This window comes from Achromobacter kerstersii (assembly GCF_902859595.1).
GTDB lineage: Bacteria > Pseudomonadota > Gammaproteobacteria > Burkholderiales > Burkholderiaceae_B > Achromobacter > Achromobacter kerstersii.
On sequence record NZ_CADIJQ010000001.1, the window covers coordinates 1,972,354 to 1,991,858 of the forward strand.

16 protein-coding genes are annotated in these 19,505 nt (G+C 64.6%); 8 read left to right on the plus strand and 8 right to left on the minus strand.

Annotated features, from left to right (window positions below; genetic code table 11):
- Position 1: 1 nt before the first annotated feature.
- Genes tssE through tssB form a run of 3 tightly spaced genes read right to left on the minus strand, consistent with a single transcriptional unit; the run spans position 2 to position 2,473 of the window.
- Positions 2-430, minus strand: coding sequence for a type VI secretion system baseplate subunit TssE (gene tssE, locus HV765_RS08745; protein ID WP_054424854.1), 429 nt, complete (start codon positions 428-430; stop codon positions 2-4).
- A gap of 13 nt (positions 431-443) precedes the next feature.
- The gene (gene tssC / locus HV765_RS08750) at positions 444-1,916 is read right to left on the minus strand and encodes a type VI secretion system contractile sheath large subunit (protein WP_054424852.1); all 1,473 of its coding nucleotides are present in this window, start codon (positions 1,914-1,916) and stop codon (positions 444-446) included.
- A 47-nt stretch (positions 1,917-1,963) separates the two neighbouring features.
- Positions 1,964-2,473 carry a type VI secretion system contractile sheath small subunit gene (gene tssB / locus HV765_RS08755; protein WP_054424850.1) on the minus strand — a complete coding sequence of 170 codons (510 nt, stop codon included), beginning with the start codon at positions 2,471-2,473 and terminating at the stop codon, positions 1,964-1,966.
- A 240-nt stretch (positions 2,474-2,713) separates the two neighbouring features.
- Between tssB and tssH the strand changes: the two genes are divergently transcribed.
- From tssH to tssM, 5 genes are read left to right on the plus strand one after another with little or no spacing between them, the layout of a single operon-like run.
- Positions 2,714-5,314, plus strand: coding sequence for a type VI secretion system ATPase TssH (gene tssH / locus HV765_RS08760; protein WP_175169412.1), 2,601 nt, complete (start codon positions 2,714-2,716; stop codon positions 5,312-5,314).
- Between the two features lie 9 nt (positions 5,315-5,323).
- Positions 5,324-6,892, plus strand: coding sequence for a sigma 54-interacting transcriptional regulator (locus HV765_RS08765; RefSeq protein WP_175169413.1), 1,569 nt, complete (start codon positions 5,324-5,326; stop codon positions 6,890-6,892).
- Complete coding sequence (locus HV765_RS08770) at positions 6,889-7,653, plus strand: type VI secretion system-associated protein TagO (RefSeq protein WP_175169414.1); 765 nt, start codon at positions 6,889-6,891, stop codon at positions 7,651-7,653. The genes HV765_RS08765 and HV765_RS08770 overlap by 4 nt, the downstream gene beginning before the upstream one ends.
- On the plus strand, positions 7,641-9,098 hold the full coding sequence (gene tssA / locus HV765_RS08775) for a type VI secretion system protein TssA (RefSeq protein WP_175169415.1): 1,458 nt from the start codon (positions 7,641-7,643) through the stop codon (positions 9,096-9,098). The genes HV765_RS08770 and tssA overlap by 13 nt, the downstream gene beginning before the upstream one ends.
- Positions 9,099-9,113: 15 nt before the next feature.
- The gene (gene tssM, locus HV765_RS08780; protein WP_175169416.1) at positions 9,114-13,064 is read left to right on the plus strand and encodes a type VI secretion system membrane subunit TssM; all 3,951 of its coding nucleotides are present in this window, start codon (positions 9,114-9,116) and stop codon (positions 13,062-13,064) included.
- A gap of 195 nt (positions 13,065-13,259) precedes the next feature.
- Here the strand turns inward: tssM and HV765_RS08785 are convergent, their stop codons facing one another.
- Together HV765_RS08785 and HV765_RS08790 are read right to left on the minus strand one after the other, a co-directional pair.
- Positions 13,260-13,598: a hypothetical protein gene (locus HV765_RS08785; RefSeq protein ID WP_175169417.1), complete on the minus strand. Its 339-nt coding sequence runs from the start codon at positions 13,596-13,598 to the stop codon at positions 13,260-13,262.
- A 179-nt stretch (positions 13,599-13,777) separates the two neighbouring features.
- Positions 13,778-14,011, minus strand: a complete 234-nt coding sequence (locus tag HV765_RS08790; RefSeq protein WP_054424837.1) for a DUF3820 family protein — start codon at positions 14,009-14,011, stop codon at positions 13,778-13,780.
- Between the two features lie 194 nt (positions 14,012-14,205).
- Here HV765_RS08790 and HV765_RS08795 point away from each other — a divergent pair, with 194 nt between their 5' ends.
- Positions 14,206-14,631: a copper resistance protein NlpE gene (locus HV765_RS08795; protein ID WP_175169418.1), complete on the plus strand. Its 426-nt coding sequence runs from the start codon at positions 14,206-14,208 to the stop codon at positions 14,629-14,631.
- A gap of 88 nt (positions 14,632-14,719) precedes the next feature.
- Positions 14,720-15,469: an ABC transporter substrate-binding protein gene (locus HV765_RS08800; RefSeq protein WP_175169419.1), complete on the plus strand. Its 750-nt coding sequence runs from the start codon at positions 14,720-14,722 to the stop codon at positions 15,467-15,469.
- 202 nt (positions 15,470-15,671) lie between these two features.
- On the opposite strand, the gene HV765_RS08805 is transcribed toward HV765_RS08800, so the two are convergent.
- Complete coding sequence (locus HV765_RS08805; protein WP_054424827.1) at positions 15,672-16,004, minus strand: FmdB family zinc ribbon protein; 333 nt, start codon at positions 16,002-16,004, stop codon at positions 15,672-15,674.
- 10 nt (positions 16,005-16,014) lie between these two features.
- Complete coding sequence (fmdA, locus tag HV765_RS08810) at positions 16,015-17,244, minus strand: formamidase (protein ID WP_175169420.1); 1,230 nt, start codon at positions 17,242-17,244, stop codon at positions 16,015-16,017.
- Between the two features lie 315 nt (positions 17,245-17,559).
- On the opposite strand from fmdA, the gene HV765_RS08815 reads away from it, so the two are divergent.
- Positions 17,560-17,937, plus strand: coding sequence for a hypothetical protein (locus HV765_RS08815; RefSeq protein ID WP_175169421.1), 378 nt, complete (start codon positions 17,560-17,562; stop codon positions 17,935-17,937).
- 6 nt (positions 17,938-17,943) lie between these two features.
- Here HV765_RS08815 and HV765_RS08820 read toward each other — a convergent pair whose 3' ends face one another.
- Positions 17,944-19,431, minus strand: coding sequence for an aminotransferase class V-fold PLP-dependent enzyme (locus HV765_RS08820; protein ID WP_054424817.1), 1,488 nt, complete (start codon positions 19,429-19,431; stop codon positions 17,944-17,946).
- Positions 19,432-19,505: the final 74 nt, after the last annotated feature.

A 19,505-nucleotide genomic window follows, 5' to 3' on the forward strand; every position in this document is an offset into this window, starting at 1 on the left:
ATCAAACGATCCGCGTATAGCCGTCCTGATGGTGAATCACCAGATCGATCTCCACCTGCTCTTCCTTATTGAAGATAGGCACCAGACAATCCAGCCTGAAGTTCAGGCTGAGCGGCTGGGCAGGATCGGGCCGCGATCGCACGCTCATCACCTTGACGCGGGGTTCGTAAGCCGCGACCGAGGCCCGGATGTCCTGGCTGACCTGCAACAGCAAGTCGGCGCTGCCCATCGACGCGTCGTTGAAGTCCTGCAAGCCCAGCCCGGGGCTGCTCATTGAGCAGCCCCGGCGGCTGTTGAGGATGCGTTCCAGATGCCGCTTGATGGCAAGGACGCGCTCGGCGGCCAGCTCTTGCCGGGAGCGGCTGCGCCGAGGCAAGGCGTCGGGCACCAGCCGTTCAAACAAACTGCCCTGTCCCCGCGACCTCGGCATGCGGAGCGCCTCCTTATTCCTTGTCCAAACGGCCGACCAGCGACAGTTCGAAGTTGGCGCCCATGTACTTGAAGTGCGGACGCACGGCGAGCGACACCTGATACCAGCCGGGGTTACCGCTGACGTCTTGCACCTGCACCTGCGCGGCGCGCAACGGGCGGCGGCTGCGCACATCCGCCGACGGGCTTTCCTGATCCGCGATGTACTGCTTGAGCCACGTGTTCAATTCGCGTTCGAGATCCTGGCGTTCCTTCCAGCTGCCGATCTGCTCGCGCTGCAGCACCTTGATGTAGTGCGCCAGACGGTTGACGATGAACATGTAGGGCAATTGCGTACCCAGCTTGAAGTTCGTCTGTGCGGCCTGACCTTCGGGCGTCTTCTGGAACAGCTTCGGCTTTTGCACCGAGTTCGCCGAGAAGAACGCAGCGTTGTCGCTGTCTTTGCGCATGGTCAGCGCAATGAAACCTTCTTCGGCCAGCTCGAATTCCTTGCGGTCGGACACCAGCACTTCGGTGGGGATCTTCGCTTGCAGCTGACCCAGCGACTCGTACAGGTGGACCGGCAGATCGTCCACCGCGCCGCCGGACAGCGGGCCGATGATGTTGGGGCACCAGCGGTACTTGGCGAAGCTGTCGGTGATGCGGCTGGCAAGCAGGTACGACGTATTGCCCCACAGGTAGTTGTCGTGCTGACCGTCGATGGTTTCGCGGTAGACGAAACTGCTGGTGGGGTTTTCCAGCGGATCGTAGGGCTGGCGCAGCAGGAAACGCGGCATCGTCAGGCCCAGATAGCGCGCGTCTTCGGACTCGCGCAAGCCGCGCCATTTCGTGAAGCGGGGGCCTTCGAAGATGTCGCGCACTTCCTTCAGATTGGGCAGTTCCTGAAAGCCGTCGATGTTCAGGAACTCGGCGCCCGCCGCGCCCAGGAACGGCGCATGCGCCATGGCGCCCACAGACGCCACATAGCTCAGCAGTTTGATGTCGGGCGACGACGGGCCGAACGTGTAGTTGCTGACGATGCTGGCCACCGGCTCGCCGCCGAATTGGCCATAGCCCGCGGTGTAAACGTGCTTGTACAGACCGCTGCGCGTGATGTCGCCCGCGCTTTCGAAGTCTTCCAGCATCTCTTCCTTCGTGACGTGAAGGATTTCGATCTTGATGTTCTCGCGGAAGTCGGTGCGGTCTACCAGCAGCTTCAGCCCGCGCCATGCGGACTCCAGCGCTTGCAGCGGCGGCTGGTGCAAGATGGCGTCCATCTGCAAGCCAAGCTTGCGGTCGATCTGCGCGATCATCTGGTCCACCAGCTGCTTGTTGACGGGCTGCTCGCGTTCCTGTGTTTTCAGTATTTCTGAAATGAACGCCGCGACGCCGCGTTCGGCAACGGCATAACCTTCGTGGCTGGGTTCGATGCGGGTTTGGGCCATGATCTGGTCCAACAGGCCGATCGACGGGTTGTCTTCTGACTTGGCGGCAGCTTGAGCCTTCATGCTCGTATCCTTTTTTTGCGGGTTGGCGTTGCAGCGAAACGGCAGGCTCAGGCGGCCGGCTTTTCCAGGACCAGATTCAGTTCCTTGGCCAGCGCGGTGCGCGCCTTGTCATCGGCAAGCAAGGTCTGAAGCTGCTTGCGAAACGCCGGCACGTTGCCCAGGGGGCCTTTGAGCGCGACAAGCGCTTCACGCAATTCCAGCAGCTTGTTCAATTCCGGCACCTGCCGCGCAATGGCATCCGGCGAAAAATCACGCATGCGTTTGAAGTCCAGCGACACATTCAAGGTGTCGTCTTCCTGGCCTGCTTCACCCAGCCGAGACGGCACTTGCATCGTCAAGGCGATGCCGGCTTCCGCGATGACATCGTCGAAGTTGTCTTTGTCGATGCGCACCACCGGCCGCTCCTCCAGCGCCGTCTCTTCGCCGTGCCCCTTGAAGTCGCCCGTGATCAGCAATTTCAGGGGAAGCTCGATCTCAGCCTGCTGGTCGCCCGTGGCGGGCACGTACTTGATGTTGATCCGTTCCGGCGGGGCGACGGACACCGATTTCTTCGCCATGACAAGCTCCTTTGGAGAGTTTGGGAAGCCGTTTTTGGCGGCCTCGAACCAGTGGGCTGATGCTAAGAGGGCTGAAGGATGAGTCGCAATAGGACGACTACTAAATGTGCTTGAGCACGTGCGCCAAGTGAGACATCTTTGGCACGGTGAGCGCGTTCCGGGCGCGGTTTCATAGTCCTCCTATGGAATTAATTTGAGTGGCATGGTCTCGTTGTGGATTCCTCGAACGCGTGTGACGCCATGATCAGAATTGACCTCTCCGCCCTGATCGAACGCTTGAATCCGATCAGCCGCCAGGCCCTGGAAGAAGCCGCCAGTCTGTGCATCAGCCAGCATTGCGCCGAGATCACCGTGGCGCACGTGCTGTTCAAGCTGGTCGACCAGCCCTTGTCGGATATGCGCATGCTGATCAAGCACGCCGAACTCGACCCGGATTCGGTCCGCCAGGCGCTGGCTAACGCCAGCCCTTATCGCAGTGAAACGCCGGGCCAATACCCCACGTTCTCGCCGCTGCTGATCGAGTGGCTACAGGAAGCGTGGCTGCTGGCGTCGCTGGAGCTCGGCCATACACAGTTGCGCGGGGGCAGCCTGACGCTGGCCGCGCTGCTGAATCCGGGGCGCTATCTTCCCCTTTCCGCCATCACGCTGTTCGAACACATCAACCGCGAGGCCTTGCGCAAAGAATTCAGCAGCGTGTTTCAACACTCCTGCGAATCACCGGCCGGTGAACCCGCGGCAGGCAATGCCGACGCGATTCACGCATCATCGGTGTCGTCCGACAGCGCGCTGGCGAAGTATGGGCACGACTTCACCGCACAGGCGCGTGCCGGCAAGATTGATCCCGTGCTGTGCCGCGATGCCGAGATCGACCAGATGATCGACATCCTGTCACGCCGCCGCAAAAACAACCCCATCGTGGTGGGCGACGCGGGCGTCGGCAAGAGCGCCGTGGTCGAGGGCCTGGCGTTGCGCATCGTGCAAGAACGTGTGCCGGCGCCCTTGCGTCATGTGTCGCTATGGGGGCTGGACCTGGGCGCGTTGCAGGCGGGCGCGTCGGTCAAGGGCGAATTCGAAAAGCGCCTGAAGGCCGTGCTTGACGAGGTCAAGGCATCGGCCCAGCGCATCATCCTGTTCATCGACGAGGCGCATACGCTGATTGGCGCGGGCAATGCCGCCGGCGGCAGCGACGCCGCCAACTTGCTCAAGCCCGCGCTTGCGCGCGGCGAATTGCGCACCATCGCGGCCACGACCTGGACCGAATACAAAAAGTACTTCGAGAAAGACCCGGCCCTGACGCGACGATTCCAGCTGGTGAAGCTGGATGAACCCAGCCAGGAACAGGCGGTTCACATCTTGCGTGGCTTGCGCCGCATTTACGAACAGGCGCATCGTGTCTACATCGGCGACGACGCCTTGCAGGCGGCCGTGACGTTGTCAGCACGCTACCTGTCGGGCCGGCAATTGCCCGACAAGGCCATTGATGTGCTGGACACCGCCAGCGCCCGCGTGGCGACGGCGTTGGCAGAGCCTCCGCGCCGGCTCACGGCGATGGAACATGAACAATTGCAAATCGCAGCCGAACTCCAGCAGTTGCATCGCGATGCTCGCGCCGGCCGCGACGCCGCGCCGCGCCGTCTGGCCGAACTCCAGGCCGATGCCGCCGCGGTTGCCGGCCGCATCACACAGCTGCAACAGGCGTGGGAACAGCAGAAGGCGCTGGTCGATGACATCTTGCGCTTGCGCGGCGCGCTGGATGACGATGACCCGGATTCGCCGGGCCACCCTGCCTCCGACGAATTGCGCCAACAGGTGGCGGCGCTGACCGCGCTCCAACGCGATGGCGCGTTGTTGCATGCCGATGTCGGCCACGCGCAGATCGCCCAGGTCATTTCCGACTGGACCGGCATTCCCGCCACCACGCTCAATCGTGGCCAGATAGAACGCCTGGCCCGGTTGCCTGCCGTACTGGGTGAACGTATCAAGGGCCAGGATGGCGCCATTGATCGCTTGCACAAGCATTTGCTGACGGCCATGGCCGACTTGCGCCGCCCCGGCACGCCCCTGGGCGCGTTCCTGCTCGTTGGCCCCAGCGGCGTTGGCAAGACCGAAACCGCGTTGGCGGTGGCCGACGAACTATTTGGCGGCAGGCAGTTCCTGACCACGATCAACATGTCCGAATTCCAGGAGCGGCATACGGTGTCGCGCCTGCTGGGTGCGCCGCCCGGCTATGTCGGGTACGGCGAAGGCGGCGTGCTGACCGAGGCAATCCGGCGGCAGCCCTATTCGGTGGTGTTGCTGGACGAAGTCGAGAAGGCCCACCCCGAGGTCATGAGCCTGTTCTACCAGGCCTTCGACAAGGGCGAACTGGCTGACGGCGAAGGGCGCCAGATTGATTGCAAGAACGTCCTGTTCTTCTTGACTTCCAACCTCGGATTCGACCAACAAGACGGCGATCTGGCCGATCTGTCCGAAGACGCGCTGCGCATCCGGCTGGCCGCATTCTTCAAACCGGCGCTGCTTGCGCGCATGCAGGTGGTGCCATACCGGTATCTGGACGAAAGTGTGCTGGACCAGATCATCCAAAGCCGGCTGGAACGTTTGCGCGTCCAATTCGCGACGCGCTACAACGCCACGCTGCACCTCAGCGCCAGCGCGCGCGATGAACTGCGTGGCCGCTGCGCGCGCCACGAGAACGGCGCGCGTCTGCTGGACGCCACCATCGATGGCGAACTCTTGCCCCCCCTTTCGCTGGCGGTGCTGCAACAGTTGGCCGCCGGGCTCGCCTTTGGCAGCGCCCGGCTGGAATGGTCGCAAGGCGGCTTCGCCGCCACGCTGGATTAAAGGTCCGCGATGGATGCGCAAAGCGTGGCGGACATCGCCCGGGACATGGCCATGGCTTCACGCGTGGACGCGCTGTCACGCGTGTTCCTCGACGCGTGCCTGAACGTGCCGGGCATGGCCGGCGCATGCCTGTACGCGCGAGACGCCACAGGAGACCGGCTGTTTCCGCTTGTGCAGGCGGGGTCGGCGGCCAATCCCCTTCCCGACATCAGCATGGACGCGCTTGACGACCCCCTCGTCTACACCATGACCAGTGCAAAGTCTTGTCTGATCGATCAGATGTCCGGGCTGGTCGATGTGGGCACGGGGTATGAACGGCTGCGCGATGAACTGGGTGCGCAATTCGGGTTGCTGGCGATTCCGCTGCGCGACGAGCGCCGCCAGCCCTTGACCGTACTGGCGCTGGCCGGGCCGCCCGCGGTGCTGTCGGCGTGGCGCGATGATTCCCTCTGGCGCGCGCTGCTTGCGGCCCACGAATCCCTTTACGCGCGTCTGCATCGGCAGGCCAACGTGGCCGATGATGCGCGCTACCAACGCAGCCAGCACGCAGAGCCGGCCGTCGAACAAAGCCGGATGCGCGCTGCGCGCCTGCTGGCGGCCGAATTCATCGGCGTCAGCCCTGCGGCCCGGCGTATGCGCGAAGACATGCTGCGCTTTGCGGATTCCGCGCTGGCCGTCCTGCTGACCGGCGAAACCGGCACGGGCAAAGACCATGCCGCGTGGCTGATTCATCAAGCCTCGCCGCGCCGAGGCAAGTTCGTGCCCGTCAATTGCGCCGCCATCCCAAAGGAGCTGATTGAAGCGGAGCTGTTCGGCAATGTGCGCGGCGCCTTTACGGGCGCCTTGCAGGCCAGGTCCGGGCTGGTTGCCGAAGCCGATGGCGGCACGCTGTTCCTGGACGAAATCGGCGACATGCCCTTGGCGCTGCAAGGCACCCTGCTGCGTCTGTTGAACGAAAAGAAATATCGGCCATTGGGCGCCACGCGTGAACTGAGTTCCGACTTCCGCCTGATCTGCGCGACCCATCAGCCGCTGCCCCAACGGGTGCGCGACGGGCATTTCCGCGAAGACCTGTATTTCCGCATCCGGCAACTGACGCTGGCGTTGCCCGCGCTGCGCGACCGCCCCGAGGACATTCCCGCGCTGGCCTTTCATACGGTGTTGCAGCACAACCGTGAACGCCAGTCGCGCGTTGCGGGCATCACGCCAGAGGCGCTGGCGATGTTGGCGGCACAGCCCTTGCCCGGCAACGTGCGCCAGTTGCGCAGCGTGGTGCTGGTGGCGGCAGAACGCACGCCCCCCGGGCAACGCATCAGTGCCGGCATGCTGGACTTGTCGCAACCGGACCTGGACGCCCCGCCGCTTGCCGACCCGGGCAGCGCGATGCTGCAAGGGCTGCTGCATACCGACAACCTGCCCCAGGCGCTGGACACGTTCCAAAGCCTGGTGATCAAAGCCCGGCTGCGCCAGGTCAATGGGTCTCGCAGCCGCGCCGCGCAGAGCCTGGGTATCCCCAAACGCACGCTGGCACGCCGCTGCCAGGCCTGGAATCTGGACCGGGAGGACCACCCCTTATGAAGCGTTTCACCCTTCTGCCCCTGTTGTTGCTGGCGCCATTGGCCAGCCACGCGGTGTCCGTGTCCGGCCCCGACGCCGCCGCCTGCACGCAGATCATCTCGGCCATTGAACGGCTGGCCTGCTTTGACGCTCTGGCGGGCACGCCACCCCGCCCGGTTGAGCGCCCCGCGCGCACCGTGTCAATCGACCCTGCGCCGATGAGTCCGCCGAGCCTGCTGCCAGATGAGCCGGCGCCCGCCCTCGACATCGCACCGCCCGTCGCCGCCGAGCAGCCGCCGCCCTTTTTGCCGGCGCCCACCCTGGCGTCCGATCTTGTCCGCATGAACGAAGCCGCCCGGCAAGCCGGCGACACCGCCTTTCTGCTGTCTCACACGCAAGACGAGCACGCGGGACAACACCGGGTGATGATCTCCGCGCCCGCGCAAGCCGCCGGCCCACCCACGTATCTGGCGATCAGTTGCCTGTCCAACATCTCGCGCCTGCAACTGGTGGCCGAGCAGCCGTTCGAACGCAATCAAATCAGCATCCGTCTTCACATCGATGAACGCCCGCTGTCCGCCGCCCGGCGATGGCGCGTACTGGATGAAGGCAACGTCGTGGATGCGGGCCGGGGCCTGGTGGCCATTGAACAGTTGCGCCCCTTCGTGGCGGGCGCGCAGTTGCGGGTGGAAAGCGACTACGCCCCGCTGAATGGCCTGACGTTCAACGCCACCGGCTTGCAGGCCCTGCTGTCCCGCCAGCGCGAGGCATGTCACTGGTGACGGACTACGCCCCTCTTGCACTCGACGCGTTGCTGGCCCCGTTGGACGCGCGCCATCCGGCGGGCCACTTTGATCCCGAAGACGAAACTTTTCAGGCGATCGACCACGAAATGATCAAGCTGGGCGGCTTGCAGGAAGCGCGGCTGGACTGGCTGTACGTGGATGAAGCGTCGCGCCAATACCTGAGCACGCAATGCAAGCATTTCCGCATCGCCGGCCATTTGATATCCGCGCGCCTGAAGGCCCCCTCCTGGCCACGCTGGGCCGAGGCCGCGGAGGTATTGGCGGGCATGGTCGAACACTATTGGGAGACCGGACACCCCAAGCCCGGCCCCACCGGCTATCTGGGCAAGCGCCGGCTGGTGGCCGTGCAGGCGGAGCGTCTGCGCAGCGCGTTGGACGCCTTGTCCGCCACCGGTTTCAGCAAGGCGGATCACGCCCGGGCGCAACAAGCGCTTGACCGCCTGCAAGCCTGCGCCGTTGCCGCCCAACTGGATCAAGCGCAACTGACCGGGCTCGAGGCGCACTTCTCGCGCCGCGTCGAACAAACCCGGTTTCCGGAAAGCCCCGCGCCCGCCCGAAGTGCTGGCCAACAAGGCGGGCAGGCCATCACCGAAGCGTTCTTCAACACGGACAACACCCGCTTGAAGCCGGGTGACGAACGCGAGAACCGGCGGTCGCTGCTGGGGGTGGCCGACTTCGTCAACCAGCAGGATGCGTACGACCCCACCGGCTATCAGCTGCGCCGCTTCGCGCTTTGGGCGCATCTGCATGCCGCACCGCCCACGCGGCATGGCACGCGCACGGAACTCATGGCGGTGCCGGCCGACATCGCGGACGGCTACAGCGAGGCGTTGGCGGGCAATGCCGTCAACCCCGCGTTGTTGCAGCGCGTAGAGAAAAGCGTCGTCGCCTCGCCCTATTGGATACGCGGCAGCTTTCTGGCGGCAGGTATGGCGGCGCGGCTGGAAATGAAAGACGTGGCAACGGCGATCCGTCTGGCCACGGAACGCTTCGTACGCCGCATTCCGTCGCTGGTCGATCTGAGCTTCAACGACGGCCGCCCCTTTGTGGACAGCGAGACGTTGGCGTGGCTGAGCGGTGCGGACGCCGAAGGCGCGGCCAGCGGCCCCTTGCAGGAATTCGGTGCGTTGCGCGAAGAGCTGGTTGCGCAGCTGGACACCGAAGGCGTGGAAACCGTGCTGCGCCGCTTGCAAGACATGCAGGGCCATTCGGAATCGCCGCGCCAGCGCTCGTACGCGGCCGTCATCGCGGCCGACCTGCTGGCCGCGCGCGGACTGTCGTGGCTGGCAGACACCCTATATACGAACGTCGGCATCACGCTGCACACGCTGCCCGCCCACGAATGGGAGCCTGAGTTGTCCGAACAGTTGAACAAATACCTGCCCGCGCGTCCGCCCGCCGAGGCGGACCGCAAGAGCTAAGGAAGGAGTCTCCCGATGAAGAATGTGTGGTCGTACCTCAAGCGCTACGGTCTGCCGGTAGCGAGCCATTTCAAGAGCGCGATGCCCGTGCTGGCCGCATTGGCGATCACTTTCGTGCTGATCGGCATCTGGTGGCTGGGTCCGCATTGGACGTGGCGCAATCACCAGCCCTTGGCGGATCTGTCCATGCGCGTCCTGTGCACGCTCGTCGTTCTGATGCTGCCGGTGCTGGCCTGGGTCTGGACGCTTCGCCGCCGCAACCGCCGCCTGGAAGCCGAACGCGGCGCAGCCGAGCAGCGCGAAGAAGATCCGGTGCTGCGCTTTGTGCAGGCGCAGGACCGCGCGCTGGACCAGAGCCTGCATGTGTTGCGCAGCAACTTGAAGGGCCGCAACGCGTTGTACCAACTGCCGTGGTACTTGGTGCTGGGCCAGGAAAATACCGGCAAGACGAGCTTCATCAACCGCTCCAGCCAAAGCTTCTCGCTCAGTAACGAGGTCAAGGCTGGCGCCAGGCGCGCGTTTACCGACCCGGACCTGGCGTACGACATCGACTGGTGGATGGGCGACGAGGCCGTGCTGATCGACCCGCCGGGCGAACTGATCAGCCAGATCGAAGCCGCGTCTGCACCGGAGCCCCTGGCCCAAACCGCAGCCGGGCCTGACCCCGGCCCAAGCTCGGCGGCCACGCCCGATCCGGTCCGCAGCTCGCCGCCAGACTCCACCGCCGACGCCGCACCCGCCCGTGCCACCTCGCGGGTGGCGCTGCCTATCGGCGCGCACGCGCGCCTGTGGGTTGGGCTGGTCGATTGGCTGAGCCGCAACCGCAGCCGCCGCCCGCTCAACGGCGTGGTGTTGATGGTGGATCTGGTGACGCTGCTGAACCAGAAAGCCAGCGACCGCAAGGCGTTGGCGATTCTGCTGCGCACGCGCTTGTCCGAACTGAGCCGCCATTTGGGGACCCGCCCGCCGCTGTACGTGGTGCTGAGCAAATTCGATTTGCTCAATGGCTTCGAGCCCTTCTTCGCGCGGCTGCCGCGCAACGTGCGCGAAGACATTTTCGGCTTTACGTTCACGCTGGATTCCGTGCATGACTACGATGCCTGGCTTGATGAGCTGGCCGGACGCTATGACGGCTTCATCCAGCATCTGAACGAACAGATCTTCGACGCCATGGCCGAGGCAGCCAACATGGAAGCCCGAGAAGCGCTGTTCTCGCTGGTCCGGCAATTGGCGGGTATGCGGCCGGTGCTGCTGGGCTTCCTGGAAGACGTGCTGGGCAGCGACCGCTACATCACGCCCGCCTTGCCGCGTGGCGTGTATTTTTCGTCGGTGTATCAGCAAGGCCTGTTGTGCGACGCGTTCATCAGCGCGGCGGCGGCGTCCTACAGCCTGACGCCCCCCGCCACCAATGTGAAGCCCAGCGGCCGCTCGGCGGTGTACTTCGCGCAGCAAGTGTTCCAGCGCATCATCTACCCCGAGGCCGGCTTGGCCGGCGACAACCTGAAGGTGATGGCCGACAAGCGCCGCACGCTGATGGTTGGCTTTGGCGTCGCGGCCTTGGGCAGCCTGTTGCTGGCGGGCGGCTGGTATCACTACCACGGTGTCAACCGGCAAATGGCGATGTCGGTGCTGGACAAGAGCCGCGAATTCAGCACGCACAAAATCGACGGCAGCAGCGACCCGACGGGACGCAATCTGCTCGAACCGCTGGATCAGATCCGCAGCGCGGTCGCCGTGGTGGGAGACTACCGTCAGGCGTGGCCGCTGGTATCCGAGCTGGGTTTGTACCAAGGCCGCAAGATCGGCCCCAAGGTTGACGAGGCCTATCTGCAGCTGCTGTCCAAGCGCTTTCTGCCCGAGCTGGCCAGCGGTGTCATGAACGCCATCAACAGTGCGCCCTCGGGCAGCAATCAGCAGTTGGCGGCACTGCGCGTCTACCGCATGATCGAAGACCGCCACAACCGCCGTTCACCCATCGTGGAAGACTGGATGACGCAGCAGTGGCAAGCCGCGTTCCCCGGCGAAGGCGCGGTGCAAAACGGCTTGCGCCGCCATCTGGACTACGCCTTGACGTACGCGGATGCGGTCTTGCCGCAGCATCGCGCACGGGTCGAGGAAGTGCAGCAGCGCCTGCGTCAAATCCCGATGCCGCAGCGCGTCTACATGACGATGCGCGAACAGGCGGGAAAAATTCTGCACACGCCGCTGGACTTGCGCAATGAAGTGGGCCCCGCCTTCGACATCGTGTACAAGGCCGCCGCGCCCCTGGACGCCCAAACCGATCCCGCCACACGCATAGACCCGCTGCTGACGGCCACGGGCTATCACAGCTACTTCGCGGCGCACGGCAAAGACTTCACCGACCTGGCCCTGATCGACCGCTGGACGCTGGGCGAACGCCAGCGCATTGATTATTCGGAAGCCGACAAACAGGTGCTGGCCGAACGCGTGCGCGCGCTTTACAGCAGCGATTACATCAACACGTGGCAGCGCAGCTTGAACCATCTGGAAGTGGTGGACTTTGACGATCTGGGCCAGGCGGTGGATGTGCTGGGCAGCGTGACGAGCCCCGCGGCGCCCTTGCGCCGGCTGGTGGAAACCGTGCGCGACAACACCGTGCTGAATCCGCCACTGCCTGCTGTCGCCACCGCAGGCGATACCGCCGAAAAGAGCCCGGACGTGGCGGCGGGTGCGGCGGCGTCGATGTCAGCATCTGCGTCCGCATCCGCGACCGCGACCGCGTCAGCAGGCGCCAATGTGCCGCAGGTGGCGGCTATCGCGCGCCCCTTTGCGCCGCTATCCGAACTATTGGTGGCCAAAGGCGACAAGCCTTCCTACCTGGACGAGAGCATGGCCGCCGTGGCGCGCGTGCACGAAACCATGAAGCGTGTGCACGACAGCCCCGAACCGGGCAAGGCGGCGCTGGCAGTGGTACTGGACCGCTTCGCGCTGAAGGGCGCCGACCCCATCGCCAACCTGCAACGCGTGGCGGCGGGGCTTCCTGAACCCCTGAACCGGCAGGTCAAGAAACTGGCCGACGAGTCGTCGCAGGTGCTGTTGATCGAAGCCTTGAAGGAGCTGGAGCGGCGCTGGGAAACCGACGTGTACCGCTACTACCACGAGCGCCTGGCCAGCCGCTATCCGTTCAACCCGGGCAGCCGCGTTGATGCGTCATTGGAAGACTTCACCGCGCTGTTCGGACCGCAGGGCCGGCTGGCGCAGTTCAAAGAGCAATATCTGAAGCTGTTCTTTGACGAGAACCTTGAGGCGCTGTATTCGGAACGGCGCGGTGGCTACTTGGTACGTATGGATGTGCTGACGCAGCTGGAAGCCGCCGACCGTATCCGCGACGCCTTCTTCAACAGCCGGGGCGCGCTGGGCGTGCAGTTCAGCATCACGCCGCTGGGGCTGACCGCGAGCCGGCGCAGCAGCGTGCTAAGCGTCGAAGGCCAACTGATCGCCTATAGCCACGGCGCAAGCAACAGCGTCGGCCTGATCTGGCCCAACAACTTGGGCGATTCCACCGAAAGCCGCATCACGCTGGTTGGCGCGACGGGAACCAGCAGCGGTCTGGCGTACCGGGGGTCGTGGTCGATGTTCCGCCTGTTGAGTCAGGCGCGGCTGGAAAGCGCGACGGCCAACAGCGTTGATTTGAGTTTTTCGGCCAATGACGGGGCCATGCGCTACCGGATCACCGCTGAAAAATCCAACAACCCGTTTACGCAGGCGAGCTTCGACGGCTTCGCGCTGCCGCGCACGTTGCTGGCCGAGGCTTCCGTGGCCACGCCGGCTGCGCCGCCCGTGCCGGCCGTGCCAAAAACCATGCCGCGCGGCGCCCAAAAGCCGGCACCCGTCACCGGCACCAACGCGGGCCCGCGCGCGGCGCCGCCCAAGGGGCCGATGAAGTCTCCCCCCAAGGCCGATGCGGGGCATGCCGAAAGAGAAATCAAAATGGCGGCGCGGTAATCGCAATCAAACCGCGGGCGATGGCTCGCCACGCCGCGGGATTTCTGCTGTCGCACCGCCGGATATCCCAGGTGGCGCTGCTGGTTATCGCCGGCGGCGCGACGGTTATTGCTGGCGGCGCTGCTACCGTTATTGCTGGCGGCGCTGCTACGGTTATTGCTGGCGGCGCTGCTACCGTTATTGCTAGCGGCGCTGCTACTGTTGTTGCTGGCGGCGCTGTTCCAGTTCTTTCAGGCATTGCGCCACGCCCGCCTGCATCTGCGCGTTCGACACCGCTGCGCGGTCTGACACCTCGCGGCAGCGCACATACTGCGCCTGGCTCTCCGCCGAGTCCCGGATCACCGCGGGCGGGGCCTGTTCAGGCGTGACGGTCATGCGCAAGGTCGACGGCGGCGATTGGCTGCCATCCTTGGACGGCAAGCTGGGAAACTGCATTTCCTGCGACCCCGGGGCGGCCGGGGCGTACTGGGCCTGCGCGGCGCCTGCGGCGCACAACGCGGCAAACAGGAAGGCGGTGATGTGGCGTTTCTTCATGGCAACCTCTCTTCAATGAACAAGCGCGCGGAGACGGAGAAGCAAGGGTCCGCCCTGGCGCGCCGGCCTATCGTAGCGCCGGGCACAGGCCAAAATGCGGCGGCGCCCCCTAGAGTTGTTTCCCTACGTTTCGGAGCAGCATGGGCCGGCCACGCATTGCCGGCGATACCCAAGCCGTCCTACCCGCGCGGCGAAGCGGGCCGGGATTTTCGCAACGGCGCCAGCAGCGATGACAAGCCGTTGTGGTCCAGCTCATGCATCAAGGCCAGCAAGCGGCCCAGTTCTCCGGGCGGAAACCCCTTGCGCGCAAACCAGGCCAGATACGGGCCGGGCAGGTCGGCGATCAGGCGCCCCTTGTACTTGCCAAAAGGCATGTCGCGGGTCACCAGCAAATTCAACAGTTCAGGGTCCATAGGGTCGGGGCATTCCGAAAGGCCGGGTGACGATGTTGCGGCGTTCGCCTTTTGCTTTCGTCATGATGGCTCGCGGGCAAGCGCCAGTCTGGCAGAAAAGACGCCAAGCGTAGCGCAATTCCGCTTTACATCCCGTTTCAGCATCGCCCCGTTGCTGTCCGTATCGTGAACGCGTCTACCCACAGGAGCTCGCCATGATGAAAACCACCCTGACCTGCACCCTGAGTCTTGCCTTGCTTGCCGGCTGCGCCCCGCCAAAAAGTCCGAATGCCCGCGATACGCCGGCGGACAATCACACGGCGCGCAACGCGCTGGACTGGCCGGGCAGCTATGACGGCACGCTGCCTTGCGCGGACTGCCCGGGCATCAAGACCCGGTTGACCTTGTTCAAGGATGACCGCTACGAACGCCAGACCCAATATCTGGACCGCGAGCCGCAGCCGGAAATCGTGACCGGCACGTTCAGCTGGGAGTCGGATGGCAGCACGATACGCCTGGACGCCGCGGGTGACAGCCAGCGCTACTTCGTGGGTGAGAACCAGGTCACGATGTTGTATCGCGATGGCACCCGGCCCACTGGCCCGCTCGCCCCGCACTACGTGCTGCGCCGCGCGCAATAGCAAAACGGCCATCGCGCAACGCCCACGCTTCCGGCTATTCTTCTGCAATCGCCCGCGCCCTGGCGTGCGGCCCACCCCCAAGGAAGCCATGAAGACCGACCACGAGCTGCTCTCCGCCTTCGCCCCCACCGGCGCGCTGCGCGCGTCCATCAACCTGGGCAACCCCATCCTGGCTAACACCGACCCTGCCACCGGCAAGCCCTGCGGCGTGTCGGTGGACCTGGCTACGGAGCTTGCGCGGCGCCTGGACGTGACTTTGGAACTTGTGGTGTTCAAGTCCGCGGGCGAATCCGTCAACGCGGTGGCCGCCGAACAGGCGGACGTGGGCTTCTTCGCCATCGACCCGTTGCGCGGCGAGCAGATCGCCTTCACCGCGCCCTATGTGGTGATCGAAGGCGCGTATCTGGTGCGTCAAGATTCGCCGATCACCGCCATGGATCAGGTCGACACCCAGGGCCAGCGCGTCGTGGTCGGCAAAGGCAGCGCCTATGACCTTTACCTGACGCGCGAACTCAAGCATGCCGAGATCTTCCGCGCTCCGACCTCGCCCGCTGTCGTGGACACGTTCATGCAGGAAAACATGGAAGTGGCCGCCGGCGTGAAGCAGCAGCTGGAAGCCGACGCGCAGCGCCTGGGCGGGCTGCGTTTGCTGGACGGCCATTTCATGCTGATCCGCCAGGCCATGGGTGTGCCCAAGAGCCGTGGCGACAAGGCCAGCGCGTATCTGGCCGCGTATGTGGAAGCCATGAAGAAATCAGGCTTCGTGGCCGACGCACTGGCGCGCCACAAGATCCAGGGCGCGGCGGTGGCGCCGCTGGAAAGTGCGGCATCGGCCTGAACGCTCCAAGAATCAGCCGAAGCACAAACTTGCGCCGCTGGTAAGCGCGGCGTCGGCCTGAACGCTCCAAGAATCAGCCGAAGCACAAAGACGCCCCGCAGGCCGCCGCGCGCGAGTCCATCACCGGAACGAAAAACGGCACGCCCGGCAACAAGCCGGTACGCGCCGCTGCGGGCTGGCCAGCGATTGCCTGGCCGCAAGGCTAGTGGCTGATCATCCAGGGCCTGGCGCCCGCGAATGACTTTGCGCCGTCGGCGGTGGTGCGCGTTTTGCCCGATGCGCGTCCGCCCGAACAACATCCGCAATTCATGCCGTGGCCGGCGCGCGAGCTGCGTGGCTCGTTCGCGCTGCGCTCGTTGACGGCGCGCGCCCGGTTCACGGCGGAAGATAGCGCCGAGATGGCAGGCGCCCCGCCGATGATGCGGCCAGACATTTCCCCGCATTGCGGGCAGGCGGCCGGGTCGCGCCATTGCGCCAGCGGACGCAACGCGGCAAATTCGCCGCAGCCGCCGCACGCGTAGTCGTACATGGGCATCGTGAGTCTCCTAGCGGTCGCGCGACAGCGGCATGTCCACCCCGCCCTTGATGTGCTTGATGGGCCCCGACGCCGAGGGCTGGATATCGAAGTCGAAGATTTCAGTGGGCAGCCAGAGCGTGGCGCACGAGTTCGGAATATCGACCACCCCGCTGATATGCCCCTGCACCGGCGCGCACCCCAGCAGCGAATACGCCTGTGCGCCTGAATAGCCGAACTTCTTCAGGTATTCGATGGCGTTCAGGCAGGCTTGCCGGTAGGCCACGTTCACGTCCAGGTAGTGCTGCTTGCCCTCTTCGTCCACCGAAATGCCTTCGAAGATCAGGTAATCCTTATAGGCGGGCGTGATCGGGCTGGGTTTGAAGATGGGGTTTTTGATGGCGTACTTTTCCATGCCGCCCTTGATGAGCGACACGCGCATGTGCACCCACCCCGCCATTTCGATGGCGCCGCAAAAAGTGATCTCGCCATCGCCTTGCGAGAAGTGCAGGTCGCCCACCGACAGGCCGCCGCCCTTGACGTACACCGGAAAGAACACGCGGGCGCCGCGCGACAAGTCTTTGATGTCGCAGTTGCCGCCGTGTTCGCGCGGCGGCACCGTGCGTGCCCCTTCCCCCGCCGCCTTGTCACGCTCGGCGCCTTGCAGCGCCCCCATGTGCGCCGTCTTGGGCGCAGGCGGATTCGCCAGCGGCGGAACACGATTAGGGTTGGTGTCGATCAGCGCCTGTTCGCGGCGGTTCCAGGTGTCCAGCAACTTCTTGTCGGGCAGGCAGCCGATCAGGCCGGGATGAATCAGGCCCGCGAAGTTCACGCCGGGAATATGACGCGAAGACGTGAACATGCCGTGGAAATCCCAGATGGACTTCTGCGCATGCGGAAAATGTTCAGTAAGGAAGCCGCCGCCATTGTTGCGGCTGAAAAAGCCGTTGAAGCCCCACAGGCTGTCGGGCTTGGCGCCGATATCCAACAGGTCTACCACCAGCAAGTCACCGGGCTCAGCGCCTTCGACGCCGACGGGGCCAGACAAAAAGTGCACGGTCGATAAATCCACGTCGCGCACGTCGTCGGCGCTGTCGTCATTCTTGATTGCGCCGCCGGTCCAGTCATAGGTTTCCAGCACGAAATCGTCGCCCGGCTTCACCCAGACGGCCATGGGGATGTCGGGATGCCAACGGTTGTGGATCTTCGGGTTCTCGTAAGGGGATTGTTCCAGATCGACTTCGATGAGCGTGTTCGCCATTCTCTTTCATCTCCAACGTAACGTGTTGATAAAACAGAACTTCAGCCGGATGCGCGTCCAATCCCTTGCGAGTTGGATCTCTGGGTTGGATCTCTGGGTTGGATCTCTTAGTGGGCTCCCTTGGCGGGATCTCTTCGTGGGATCTCTCGGTCAACCGATATGAATCATTGACCTGTCAGCGATGGTAGACGCGTTGCCGCGTTTTGCCATACTGGTTTTCCATGCAGTGTCAGCCGCGCAGCGCAACATGACGCGACGCCATTTCGCAGCAGTTATGATGCAGAGCATTCTTACCGCGACACCAAGGTTTTACGCATGGCAGCAACGCCCCGCCGGCCCCTGGCCGGCCTTCTGATCATCGCCGCCCTCGCCGCGTTTTCCGCAGCGCCCACGCACGCCGCCGACGACTGCGCCGCCCGCATTGATGACGGCCTGGCCAGCATCAAGCGTGCGCAAGACGTGCAGCGCACGCGCGAAGCCGCCAACGATTTGCAACTGAACCGCGAACTCTGCCAAGGCCGGCTGGACTTGCTGGATGCCCGCTTCGCGCTTAGCGATGACTTCGAAGCGTGCCGCCGCAAGGGCGTGACGTTTTCAGATCGCGTTGTGCGCACGCTGACCCAGGCGTCAGACGAACTTACCGATCTGAAAGCCGCCTGGATACGCACGTGCGGCAAGCAAATGCAGGACTGATCCGACTCAGGCCGCGACTTCCAGGCGGGCGCTCAGCGGCTTGAAGATGGCGCGGCTGGGGTCGAATCCATAAAGGCTTTCGAATTCAGTCGCATCCGAGGCCAGCGCCCGCACCGACTCCAGAATGAATGCCGCTTTGGCGTCCGACAGCAGCACGCTGAAATTCAAGCGGACAAAGCCGGGCTTTTCAATTTCGCGGCCATCCAGAATGGCCTGACGCATCTGCTGCGACTGTTCAGCGTCAATGTCCAACAGACGATGCACGTACGGCCCCGCGCACGCGCAGCCGCCACGAGCCTGAATGCCGAAACGGTCGCTCAGCATGCGCGTCACCAGCTGCTGATGCACATAGCCGCCCTTGCCGTTGCGCACGCGGAACGAGAAGATCGGCAGGCGAGCGGCGGTCAAGGACCCCAGCAATTCCAGGTGTTCGTTGTCTTTCCAGGCGGCAAGCGCCTGCTGCACGAAGTGCGCGTTGCGCTGCTGCATGACGTCCGCGCCCAGCGCGTGCTTCACCAGCAACACCAGCGCCGCGCGGATATCGCCCACCACATTCGGCGTGCCCGCCTCTTCGCGGGATTCCAGGCTGCCGCTGTAATCGTGGCCAGTGGGTGACACAAACTTCACGGTGCCGCCGCCCGGCCAGGTGGGCGTTGCCGTCACCACGGCATCGCGCCGCACGATCAGCACGCCAGACGCGCCGGGGCCGCCGATGAACTTGTGCGGCGAGAACACGATGGCGTCGATCTGCGCATCGCTGGCGGGCGACATGCGGATGGGCAGGTAGGGCGCGCCGCCCGCGTAGTCCCACAGCATCTTCGCGCCCGATTGCTTCACCATCCGCGTGATGGCGGGCACGTCGGCGACGATGCCCGTCACGTTGGAAGCGGCCGACAGCGCGCAGACCACCAGCGTGTCGTCCGAGACGGCCAACGCCGTGGCCAGTTCGGCCAGGTCTGGCCCGCCTTCGGGGCTTTCCGCCAATTCGATGATCTCGGCGCCGCATTCGCGCCAGGGCAGGATATTGGAGTGGTGTTCGTACGGGCCGATGATGACGCGGACCTTTCTGCCCGCCCGCACTGCGGCGTCTACACCAAACAGATGCACCAGGCGGTTGATGCCGGCCGTGGCGCCCGAGCCCGCGAAAATCACCGCGTGTTCTTCACTGGCGCCGCAGCATTGGGCAACGGCCGAGCGCGCCTCGCGGCGCAAGCGCGTGATGAAGCCGCCGCAGTAGGAGGCTTCGGTGTGTGAGTTCGCGTAGTACGGCAGCACATGTTCCAGCACGAAGCGCTCAACCTGCATCAGCGCGCGGCCTGACGCCACATAGTCGGCGTAGACCAGCGGCTTGGCGCCAAAGGGGCCGTCCATCATCGCGTCCTTGCCGATCAGGCCATCGGCCAGGGCGGCGGCGATATCGCCGGTGTTGAGGCTGTCTTGAAACTGCTGCAATGGCCCGGTCAATACGGGAGCCGTTGCGTGGTGCGTAGTCATGAGATGGGGTATCCGGAGCGGTGCGCGGTGAGGTTCGCGATGTCAGGCGCGGGGGAACGCGCAATGTGCGATGT

What these genes read in the sequence shown, in the direction of transcription:
- HV765_RS08795 (WP_175169418.1), top strand. Translation starts at nt 14,206, where the DNA reads ATGATGAAAACCACCCTGACCTGCACCCTGAGTCTTGCCTTGCTTGCC.
- HV765_RS08800 (WP_175169419.1), top strand. Translation starts at nt 14,720, where the DNA reads ATGAAGACCGACCACGAGCTGCTCTCCGCCTTCGCCCCCACCGGCGCG.
- tssH (WP_175169412.1), top strand. Translation starts at nt 2,714, where the DNA reads ATGATCAGAATTGACCTCTCCGCCCTGATCGAACGCTTGAATCCGATC.
- HV765_RS08820 (WP_054424817.1), bottom strand. Translation starts at nt 19,431, where the DNA reads ATGACTACGCACCACGCAACGGCTCCCGTATTGACCGGGCCATTGCAG.
- fmdA (WP_175169420.1), bottom strand. Translation starts at nt 17,244, where the DNA reads ATGGCGAACACGCTCATCGAAGTCGATCTGGAACAATCCCCTTACGAG.
- HV765_RS08815 (WP_175169421.1), top strand. Translation starts at nt 17,560, where the DNA reads ATGGCAGCAACGCCCCGCCGGCCCCTGGCCGGCCTTCTGATCATCGCC.
- tssC (WP_054424852.1), bottom strand. Translation starts at nt 1,916, where the DNA reads ATGAAGGCTCAAGCTGCCGCCAAGTCAGAAGACAACCCGTCGATCGGC.
- tssE (WP_054424854.1), bottom strand. Translation starts at nt 430, where the DNA reads ATGCCGAGGTCGCGGGGACAGGGCAGTTTGTTTGAACGGCTGGTGCCC.
- HV765_RS08805 (WP_054424827.1), bottom strand. Translation starts at nt 16,004, where the DNA reads ATGCCCATGTACGACTACGCGTGCGGCGGCTGCGGCGAATTTGCCGCG.
- HV765_RS08785 (WP_175169417.1), bottom strand. Translation starts at nt 13,598, where the DNA reads ATGAAGAAACGCCACATCACCGCCTTCCTGTTTGCCGCGTTGTGCGCC.
- HV765_RS08790 (WP_054424837.1), bottom strand. Translation starts at nt 14,011, where the DNA reads ATGGACCCTGAACTGTTGAATTTGCTGGTGACCCGCGACATGCCTTTT.
- tssA (WP_175169415.1), top strand. Translation starts at nt 7,641, where the DNA reads ATGTCACTGGTGACGGACTACGCCCCTCTTGCACTCGACGCGTTGCTG.
- HV765_RS08770 (WP_175169414.1), top strand. Translation starts at nt 6,889, where the DNA reads ATGAAGCGTTTCACCCTTCTGCCCCTGTTGTTGCTGGCGCCATTGGCC.
- tssB (WP_054424850.1), bottom strand. Translation starts at nt 2,473, where the DNA reads ATGGCGAAGAAATCGGTGTCCGTCGCCCCGCCGGAACGGATCAACATC.
- HV765_RS08765 (WP_175169413.1), top strand. Translation starts at nt 5,324, where the DNA reads ATGGATGCGCAAAGCGTGGCGGACATCGCCCGGGACATGGCCATGGCT.
- tssM (WP_175169416.1), top strand. Translation starts at nt 9,114, where the DNA reads ATGAAGAATGTGTGGTCGTACCTCAAGCGCTACGGTCTGCCGGTAGCG.